The sequence below is a fragment of the Yersinia sp. 1252 StPb PI genome, assembly GCF_048593885.1.
Lineage (GTDB): Bacteria > Pseudomonadota > Gammaproteobacteria > Enterobacterales > Enterobacteriaceae > Yersinia > Yersinia enterocolitica_E.
In genome coordinates this window covers 1-10171 of the sequence record NZ_JAZGQE010000170.1, presented here as the reverse complement: position 1 = coordinate 10171, position 10171 = coordinate 1, and the positions used below count along the sequence as shown (strand labels likewise).

Sequence of the window (10171 nt, the reverse complement as noted above, 5' to 3'; positions counted from 1 at the left end):
TATATTACTATAAATTTATGTTATAGCCGGGTAGTTAAGTAACCGGCTTTACCTATAGTTCTATTTTAAAGAAATGACTTCGAAAGAACTCATTTCAATTTCCTAAAATCAAACGGACTCACCGCCTTCTCTCGATTAGTATCAAGAAAATCAGCCCACCACTGCAGCATTAGCCTGCGTTCATCCAAGTGCTCTGCCTTATGAATGTAAGACGCACGTACAGAGTTACGCTCCTGATGACTCATCTGCCGCTCGACCGCATCCTTCGACCACATCCCTGATTCGATCAGCGAACTACATGCCATAGTCCTAAATCCATGCCCGCAAACCTCAACTTTCGTGTCATAGCCCATCACCCGGAGTGCATTGTTTACCGTATTTTCACTCATTGGTTTACGCGGGTCATGATCGCCAACGAAAATTAAATCGCGATTACCATTTAGTCGTTTTATTTTCTCAAGGACTGCAAGGGCCTGACGAGATAAAGGCACCAGGTGCGGCATTCGCATCTTAGATCCACGGTGAGAATGCTTAACCCCTTCCAATGGTTCGCGATCTGCCGGTATCGTCCACATTGCTGTCTCGAAGTCGATCTCTGACCAACGGGCGAAACGCAGTTCGCTGGAACGGATAAAGGTAAGCAACGTTATTTCTATAGCTAAACGAGTGAGCGGTCTACCGGTGTATGTGTCAATACGATGAAGGAGCTCAGGAGTTCGGCTAAGTTCTAAAGCGGGACGATGTTGCCTTTTTGCTGTAGCGACAGCTCCTGCCATTTCCTGCGCGGGATTATAATCGGTCAAACCGCTTTGTACGGCGTAGCGCATGATTGCTGTGGTACGCTGTTGTAGGCGCGAAGCCACTTCAAGACGCCCTGATTTCTCTACCACTTTGATGGGTGCCAGCAAATCGCGGGTTTTAAGTTCGGTAATATTGCATTTACCGATAGAGGGGAAAAGAAAGTCTTCCAGGGTTTTCAAAACTCGGGAGCTATGATCTTTTGACCACTTCTTATTAGTCGCATGCCATTCTCTGGCAACCACTTCGAAGGTGAAGACTTCTTTAGCCAACTCTTCTTTTACTGCACGTTTTTGTTCGCGGGGGTCAATACCTGCCGCAACCAGTTTTCTGGCAGCTTCTCTTTTATGTCTGGCATCAGCAAGAGATGTCTCTGGGTAAACACCAAAAGCCATCAGATGTTGTTTACCGCCAAAGCGGAAACGAAAGCGCCAGTATTTGGAGCCGTTAGGGTGTATCAACAAAAACATGCCATCGCCGTCTACTAGCGAGTATTCCTTTGCTTCAGGTTTTGCCGAACGCACCTTGGTATCAGTCAGGGCCATGATGGTATTCCTTCCATATGCTGCCGTGAGTATATAAGCATTATCGAACCAGCATATATACTCGGTTCTATACTCACAAGCATGTTGATGTGGGGTAACTCAGATTGACGTCGGTTGACTGAAAAGCGGGGCAAAGCCTTGCGGGGACTGGATTTTAGACATAAAAAAAGACCTCAGTTGAGGTCTATTTACATACTAATGGTGCCGAAGGCCGGAATCGAACCGGCATGCCTCGCGGCGGTTGATTTTGAGTCAACTGCGTCTACCGATTTCGCCACTTCGGCACTGAAGTAGTATGCGGAGAACGAGGTGAATTATACCTAGCAATGATCTGCATGCAACTGTTATCCCACCAAGTTTAGTCTAAGTGTCGAAAAAAACGCCATCAACGCCGTTTTAGCAGCAAATAAACACTGATTAGGAGGAAAAGTATACTCGGCAACAGCGCACCGATGACCGGTGGAATGCTGTAAACCAAACTAAGTGGACCAAAAATCTGATCCAGTACGTAGAAAACAAAGCCGAAGAAGATACCGGTAACCACCCGAACCCCCATCGGTACACTACGTAATGGGCCAAAAATAAATGACAACGCCATTAGCATCATTACCGCGACTGAGAATGGTGCGAATATCTTGCCCCACATGTTCAACTCGTAACGGCTCGATTCCTGCCCACTTTGCCGCAGGTACTTACTGTAATCGTATAAACCACGAATGGAGAGCGAGTCGGGATTCATCGCAACCACCCCCAGTTTCTCTGGGGTCAGATTGGTTTTCCACTCGCCAGTCAAGGTCTGAGAACCAGTCACTTGCTTAGGATTGGTAAGATCAGATTCATCAACCTGCGATAAACGCCAAATATTGTCGTCATAAGTGGCTGTTGCGGCGTAACGCACCGAAAGCAGGCGATCTTGTTTATCAAAATGATAAATGTTAACCCCGGTCAGTTCATTGTCACCCGATACCCGCTGGATATAGATAAAGTCAGAACCGTCTTTCGCCCACAGACCCGATTGCGTTGATAAGAGTGAACCGCCATACATCTGCTGAGCGCGGAAATTACGCGCCATCTGCTCACCTTGAGGCGCAACCCACTCGCCGATCGCCATTGTCAACAATACCAGCGGAATCGCGGTTTTCATCACCGACGCAGCGATTTGCATGCGGGTAAAACCTGATGCCTGCATCACCACCAGTTCACTGCGAGTCGCTAATGACCCAAGACCCAGCAATGCGCCTAATAGCGCCGCCATCGGGAAAAAGATCTCAATATCCTTAGGGATACTAAGTAGGGTGTACATGCCAGCGGAAACTGCTGAGTAGTCACCCTGCCCGACTTTACGTAGCTGATCGACAAACTTGATGATGCCAGAGAGCGATACCAGCATGAATAACGTCATCAAAATGGTATTGAGGATAGTCCGTCCGATATAACGGTCTAATACACCAAACATCAGGCAGCACCTCTCAATCGCGCACGTAACTTACGAGCCGGCAGGCCATCCCACAGGTTCAATACCACCGCAACCGCCAGATATGCACCGTTTACGGTCCACATCCAGACAAGTGGGTCCAGCTTGCCGTTACCTGCATTAGAGCGCAGGGAGCTTTGTAACAGGAAGAAAATCAAATACAGCAACATTGCCGGCAACATGCTCAGCACTCGCCCCTGACGTGGATTGACAACACTCAGTGGCACCACCAACAACGCCATGATAATCACCGATACAATCAGTGTCAGACGCCAATGAAACTCTGCGCGGGCATCGGGTTCATTTGCACGCCATAGCTGTTTCATGCTCATCTGTTCAGCCACATTGTTGTTTTGTTGCACTTCCTGATGGCCGATTATTGCTTGGTAATCAACAAAATCAGTGATGCGGAAATCGCGCAACAACGCGGTGCCTTCATAGCGGGTACCTTTGTTTAAAATAACCACTTGTGAGCCATCTGGCCGTTCGGTCATATGGCCGCTATCTGCCACAACCACAGAGGGGCGTTGATTACCGTTTGGCCGCAATTGTGCCAAAAATACACGGTTAAACTCTTTGCCTGTCACATTACCGATAAATAAGGCTGAATTGCCATCGGTTGAAGACTTAAACTGCCCACCGGCCAAAGCGGCCAGGCTTGGGTTAGCGCGGGCGTCGTTCAATACTTCATCTTGATGTTTAGAAGACCACGGACCAAGCCAGATGGTATTAACCGCCGCCAGAGCAGAAGTCACCAGCGCCAGAATCAATGCAGCCATTATGAGGGATTTTTTGCCCATGCCGCAGGCATGCATCACGGTGATTTCACTCTCCGTGTACAATTTGCCCAACGTCATCAGCAGGCCAAGGAATAAGCTCAATGGCAGGATAAGTTGTGCCATTTCCGGCACACCGAGCCCCAAAAGGGATAAAACCAGGTTTGTCGGTATTTCACCATCGACCGCAGCGCCTAATATCCGTACTAACTTCTGACTAAAGAAGATTAATAGCAGGATGAACAGAATCGCAATTTGGCTCTTAAGTGTTTCCCGTACCAGATATCTAATGATGATCACGCTAATACGCCTGTGAAAACTTGTCTTTTTGCAGGAAAATCGATAGTTTCATCGTTAATCCGCCATTTATTCTCATCATATGGCAACCTTCACAGCTAAAATAGTATTACAGCATCTAGCGTTTAGGTGTCCTATAGGAACATGCTTATAGTCGCCAAAACAAAACAACTTATGCCGTTAAGGTTAACACACGTCGTTAACACAACGGAGAGAGATCGTTGCGGAGCGCTACATTCTAGCGGCAGCTTCCGCCTTTGTCTTTAAGATTCAGGAGAGTGCATGGAGTTCAGTGTAAAGAGCGGCAGCCCGGAAAAACAGCGCAGTGCCTGTATTGTAGTCGGCGTTTTCGAACCTCGTCGTCTATCTCCCATTGCCGAACAACTCGACAAAATTAGTGATGGCTACATCAGCGCTTTATTGCGCCGTGGTGAACTTGAAGGCAAAGTCGGGCAGACGCTGTTACTGCACCATGTGCCGAATATTCTCTCCGAGCGCATCTTGTTAATTGGTTGTGGTAAAGAGCGTGAGCTTGATGAACGCCAGTACAAGCAAGTGATCCAGAAGACCATCAATACCCTTAATGACACCGGTTCAATGGAGGCAGTCTGCTTCCTGACTGAACTGCATGTTAAAGGCCGCAATACTTATTGGAAGGTGCGTCAGGCGGTAGAAACAGCCAAAGAAACGCTTTACACCTTCGATCAACTTAAAAGTAATAAAACCGAGCCTCGCCGCCCGTTGCGTAAAATGGTGTTCAATGTGCCAACCCGCCGCGAATTGACCAGCGGTGAGCGCGCAATACAGCACGGTCTGGCTGTGGCATCTGGTATCAAAGCCGCTAAAGACTTGGGCAATATGCCACCCAACATCTGTAACGCCGCGTATCTGGCGTCTCAGGCGCGCCAACTGGCCGATGCGTTTAGCACCAACATCATTACTCGCGTTATTGGTGAGCAACAGATGAAAGAGCTGGGAATGCACTCTTATCTGGCTGTTGGCCATGGTTCGCAGAATGAATCATTGATGTCGGTGATAGAATATAAGGGTAATCCGAACCCTGACGCTAAGCCAATTGTGCTGGTAGGCAAGGGGCTGACCTTCGACTCTGGTGGTATTTCCATCAAACCGGCCGAAGGCATGGACGAGATGAAATACGACATGTGCGGTGCAGCAACCGTTTATGGCGTGATGCGGGTGGTGGCTGAGCTGCAATTGCCGTTGAACGTAATTGGTGTATTGGCGGGTTGTGAGAATATGCCGGGTGGCCGTGCTTATCGCCCTGGTGATATTCTAACCACCATGTCCGGCCAAACAGTCGAAGTGTTGAATACCGATGCGGAAGGCCGTTTGGTACTGTGCGATGCGCTGACCTACGTTGAGCGTTTTGATCCAGAACTGGTGATTGATATCGCGACACTGACCGGCGCGTGTGTGGTGGCATTAGGGCACCACATTACCGGTTTGATGTCGAATCATAATCCATTGGCTCATGAGCTGATTGGGGCGTCCGAACAAGCCGGTGACCGTGCATGGCGCTTGCCGCTGGGTGATGAATACGCCGAGCAACTGGACTCCAATTTTGCCGATATGGCAAATATTGGCGGCCGTGCTGGTGGAGCCATTACCGCAGGCTGCTTCTTGTCGCGCTTTACCCGTAAATATAGCTGGGCGCATCTGGATATCGCCGGTACAGCCTGGCGTTCAGGCAAGAACAAAGGTGCAACAGGCCGTCCGGTCGCGTTGTTGTCTCAGTTCCTGCTAAATCGTGCAGGACTAAACGGCGACGATTAATCGTTTGATGTATTCCATTTGATATACACCCAAACTCATTGGGGTTGCAGGTAGGCGGCAAACGAACTCATCCCGATGAGCTTACACAGTCAAGTGATTCGGGTGAGTGAGTGCAGCCAACACCCCTGCGGCGTCAAGGACGAAGGGTGCTGAGAACCTATGAAAAACGCCACCTTCTACCTGCTCGAACACGACACGCCCGCCGGTGAACTACGTGCTCATGAGGCGTTGGCCTGCGAAGTTGCAGCTGTCCATTGGCGGGCGGGCAAACGGGTGCTAATCGCCTGTGAAAGTCAGGAACAGGCTCAGCGGCTGGATGAAGCCCTGTGGCAACGAGCACCAGACCAATTTGTGCCACACAATCTGGCCGGTGAAGGGCCAAAATATGGCGCGCCAGTCGAACTTGCCTGGCCGGAACGGCGCGGTAATTCACCCCGCGACCTGCTTATCAGCCTGCTGCCAGAGTTCGCAGGTTTTGCCACCGCTTTCCATGAAGTGGTAGACTTCGTCCCTTACGAAGAAAATTTGAAACAGTTGGCGCGCGACCGATATAAGTCTTATCGCAGCGTCGGCTTCCACTTGACTACGGCAACGCCGCCAACTAATTGAAATAAAAAGAAAATGGAAAACACACCTTCTAATATCGACAAAACTGAGCCGTCCCTCGATAAAACATACAGCCCGCAAGAAATCGAACAGCCGCTGTATGAACACTGGGAAAAACAGGGCTATTTCAAACCGAACGGCGATACCAGTAAAGAAAGCTATTGCATCATGATCCCGCCGCCAAACGTAACCGGCAGCTTGCACATGGGCCATGCTTTCCAGCAGACGATTATGGATACCTTGATTCGCTACCAGCGCATGCAGGGGAAAAATACCCTCTGGCAGGCGGGTACCGACCATGCCGGTATCGCAACCCAAATGGTGGTTGAGCGTAAGATTGCCGCAGAAGAAGGCAAAACCCGCCACGATTATGGCCGCGATGCGTTTATCGATAAAATCTGGCAGTGGAAAGGCGAGTCCGGCGGCACCATCACTCGCCAGATGCGCCGTCTGGGTAACTCTGTGGATTGGGAACGTGAGCGTTTCACCATGGACGATGGCCTGTCTAATGCGGTTAAAGAAGTGTTTGTTCGCCTGCACCAAGAAGATCTGATTTACCGTGGCAAGCGCCTGGTGAATTGGGATCCAAAACTACGCACCGCTATTTCTGATCTGGAAGTAGAAAACCGCGAATCCAAAGGTTCCATGTGGCATCTGCGTTATCCGCTAGCCGATGGTGCCAAAACCGCCGAAGGTAAAGATTATCTGGTGGTCGCCACCACTCGCCCGGAAACCGTATTGGGTGATACCGGTGTTGCAGTGAACCCGGAAGATCCGCGCTATAAAGATCTGATCGGTAAAGAAGTTTACCTGCCGTTAGTTGGCCGCCGTATTCCGATCCTCGGTGACGAACATGCCGATATGGAAAAAGGCACTGGTTGCGTGAAAATCACCCCAGCGCACGACTTTAATGACTATGAAGTAGGTAAACGTCACGCCCTGCCGATGATCAACATTCTGACTTTCGACGGTGATATCCGTGCTGAAGCTGAAGTGTTTGATACTAACGGTGAAGCTACCGATGCTTGCAGCGGTGCAATCCCAGAACAATTCCAGGGTCTGGAACGTTTTGCTGCCCGTAAAGCTGTCGTCGCTGAATTTGATAAACTTGGCCTGCTGGAAGAGGTTAAACCGCACGACCTGACGGTGCCTTATGGCGACCGTGGCGGCGTGGTTATCGAGCCGATGCTGACCGACCAATGGTATGTACGCACAGCACCGCTGGCTAAAGTTGCCATTGAAGCGGTAGAAAACGGTGAAATTCAGTTCGTGCCTAAGCAGTACGAAAACATGTATTACTCATGGATGCGCGACATTCAGGATTGGTGTATCTCTCGCCAACTGTGGTGGGGCCACCGTATTCCGGCCTGGTATGACGAGCAAGGTAAAGTGTACGTCGGCCGCGATGAAGCTGAAGTGCGCCGCGAAAACAATCTGGGCGCAGACGTGGCATTGCGTCAAGACGAAGACGTGCTGGATACCTGGTTCTCATCCGGTCTGTGGACATTCTCCACATTGGGCTGGCCTGAGCAAACCGATGCGTTGAAAACCTTCCACCCGACCAGTGTTGTGGTCAGTGGTTTCGACATTATTTTCTTCTGGATTGCCCGCATGATCATGATGACCATGCACTTTATGAAAGATGAAAATGGTAAGCCGCAGGTGCCGTTTAAGACCGTCTATATGACCGGTCTTATTCGCGATGACGAAGGGCAGAAAATGTCCAAGTCGAAAGGTAACGTCATCGACCCACTGGATATGGTTGACGGTATTTCACTGGAAGAGTTGCTGGAAAAACGTACCGGCAACATGATGCAGCCACAGTTGGCGGAAAAAATCCGCAAGCGCACCGAGAAACAGTTCCCGAATGGTATTGAACCGCACGGCACTGATGCCCTGCGCTTTACGCTGGCAGCGCTGGCCTCTACCGGCCGTGATATCAACTGGGACATGAAACGCCTGGAAGGCTATCGTAACTTCTGTAATAAGCTGTGGAATGCTAGCCGTTTCGTGCTGATGAATACTGAAGGACAAGATTGCGGGCAGAACGGCGGCGAAATGGTGCTATCACTGGCTGACCGCTGGATTCTGGCGGAATTCAATCAGACCATCAAAGCCTACCGTGAAGCGATGGATACTTACCGCTTCGATCTGGCGGCGGGTATTTTGTATGAGTTTACCTGGAACCAGTTCTGTGACTGGTATCTGGAGCTGACCAAGCCGGTGATGAACAGTGGTTCTGATGCTGAACTGCGCGGTACCCGTCATACCCTGATTGAGGTTCTGGAAGCATTGCTGCGCCTGGCGCATCCAATCATTCCTTACATCACTGAAACTATCTGGCAGCGGGTTAAAACCCTGAAAGGCATCACAGCAGATACCATTATGCTACAGCCTTTCCCAGAATATGATGCCAGCCAGGTCGATGAGAAAGCCCTGAGTGATTTGGAGTGGATCAAGCAAACCATCATTGCGGTGCGTAATATCCGTGCAGAGATGAACATCGCGCCAGGTAAGCCGCTGGAAGTCATACTGCGTGGAGCCAGTGCTGAAGCTCAGCGCCGTGTGTTAGAAAACCAGAGTTTCATCCAGTCGCTGGCACGCTTGTCCTCTCTCACTCTGCTCGCTGACGGTGATAAAGGCCCAGTGTCGGTGACCAAACTGGTTGAAGGCGCAGAAGTGCTGATTCCAATGGCGGGCTTGATCGATAAAGCCACTGAGCTGGATCGTTTGGCGAAGGAAGTCGCAAAACTGGAAGCAGAGATTGAGCGTATCGAAGGCAAACTGGGTAACGAAGGCTTTGTGGCGCGCGCGCCTGAAGCGGTAGTTGCCAAAGAGCGTGAAAGAATGGCGGCCTGTGCTGAAGCCAAACAAAAGTTAATTGAGCAGCAGGCAGTCATCGCTGCTCTGTAATTAACCCGGGTCCCGACAGCCTGATAAGAACAGCGAGCTAATTATTTAGCCGCTGTTTTTTTTATCATTACATTCATTCAGTGTCATACCCTAAATAATTCGAGTTGTAGGAAGGCGGCAAGCGAGAGACAAATCGGTCGGGAACCGATTTGAACAGCATTTATGCCAGCCCGCAGGATGAGGCTCATTCATCCCGATGAGCTTACTGGTAGTAAGTGATTCGGGTTATTGAGTGCAACCAACGCACATACAGCTTGAAGTATGACGGGTATAGATGGTATTACAGATTATTACTATGTTATTACCCATTGGTTTATAGAGTAATACGCCATGACCACTGCCACACCGATCCGTCTGCTGGTGCGCCCTATCACCGTCGCAGACAATCTCGCTATCGCCAATGTTATCCGTGATGTTTCGGCTGAATTCGGCTTGACCGCAGATAAAGGCTATACCGTATCTGATCCTAATCTGGATCACTTGTTTGAGCTGTATAGTCAGCCACGTAGCGCTTATTGGGTGATCGAGGTCGACGGTAATATCGCTGGCGGCGGCGGCGTAGCACCGTTGTCAGGTGGCGAAGCCGATCTGTGTGAATTGCAGAAAATGTATTTCCTGCCCATATTACGCGGTAAAGGTTTGGCAAAACAGTTAGCGTTACAAGCGTTGGCGTTTGCTCGTCAGCAGGGTTTTGGTCGCTGCTATCTGGAAACCACTGCCAGCCTGACCAGCGCCATTGGCTTATATGAGAAACTGGGCTTTGAGCATATTAACTGTTCGATGGGCAATACCGGCCATGTGGACTGCGAAGTGACGATGTTGAAAAAACTGTGATTATTCAGGGCGCATCGAGCGCCCTGATAGTATTAGCTGGAAAATGCCGCTAACGCAGCTATAGCGTCAAGCACCAAGGCAATTACCCAAAGTCATTGGCGCTATAGCAAGGCAGCAAACGAGCAAATCCCGAT

At 50.0% G+C, this 10171-nt stretch carries 7 protein-coding genes and 1 tRNA gene; 4 read left to right on the top strand and 4 right to left on the bottom strand.

Translation table 11 applies throughout. The features are described from left to right. Positions 1-89: 89 nt before the first annotated feature. From V2A85_RS19065 to lptF, 4 genes are all read right to left on the bottom strand, one after another. Positions 90-1343, bottom strand: a complete 1254-nt coding sequence (locus V2A85_RS19065; RefSeq protein ID WP_420072105.1) for a tyrosine-type recombinase/integrase — start codon at positions 1341-1343, stop codon at positions 90-92. Positions 1344-1542: 199 nt separating this feature from the next. Then, positions 1543-1627: transfer RNA gene (locus tag V2A85_RS19060), tRNA-Leu, on the bottom strand. A 101-nt stretch (positions 1628-1728) separates the two neighbouring features. Beyond that, the gene (gene lptG / locus V2A85_RS19055; RefSeq protein ID WP_083160821.1) at positions 1729-2799 is read right to left on the bottom strand and encodes an LPS export ABC transporter permease LptG; all 1071 of its coding nucleotides are present in this window, start codon (positions 2797-2799) and stop codon (positions 1729-1731) included. After that, entirely contained in the window at positions 2799-3893 is a 1095-nt protein-coding gene (gene lptF / locus V2A85_RS19050) for an LPS export ABC transporter permease LptF (RefSeq protein WP_372557874.1), read from the bottom strand. Before lptF ends, lptG begins: the two co-directional genes overlap by 1 nt. A 279-nt stretch (positions 3894-4172) precedes the next feature. Here lptF and pepA point away from each other — a divergent pair, with 279 nt between their 5' ends. From pepA to V2A85_RS19030, 4 genes are all read left to right on the top strand, one after another. After that, complete coding sequence (gene pepA, locus V2A85_RS19045) at positions 4173-5684, top strand: leucyl aminopeptidase (protein WP_005186600.1); 1512 nt, start codon at positions 4173-4175, stop codon at positions 5682-5684. A 159-nt stretch (positions 5685-5843) separates the two neighbouring features. Then, positions 5844-6293 carry a DNA polymerase III subunit chi gene (locus V2A85_RS19040; protein ID WP_004704882.1) on the top strand — a complete coding sequence of 150 codons (450 nt, stop codon included), beginning with the start codon at positions 5844-5846 and terminating at the stop codon, positions 6291-6293. A 12-nt stretch (positions 6294-6305) separates the two neighbouring features. Continuing rightward, a complete protein-coding gene (locus V2A85_RS19035) occupies positions 6306-9203 on the top strand; it encodes a valine--tRNA ligase (RefSeq protein WP_420072104.1) in 2898 nt (965 codons plus the stop codon). 330 nt (positions 9204-9533) lie between these two features. Continuing rightward, complete coding sequence (locus tag V2A85_RS19030) at positions 9534-10037, top strand: GNAT family N-acetyltransferase (protein ID WP_372557872.1); 504 nt, start codon at positions 9534-9536, stop codon at positions 10035-10037. Positions 10038-10171 lie beyond the last annotated feature (134 nt).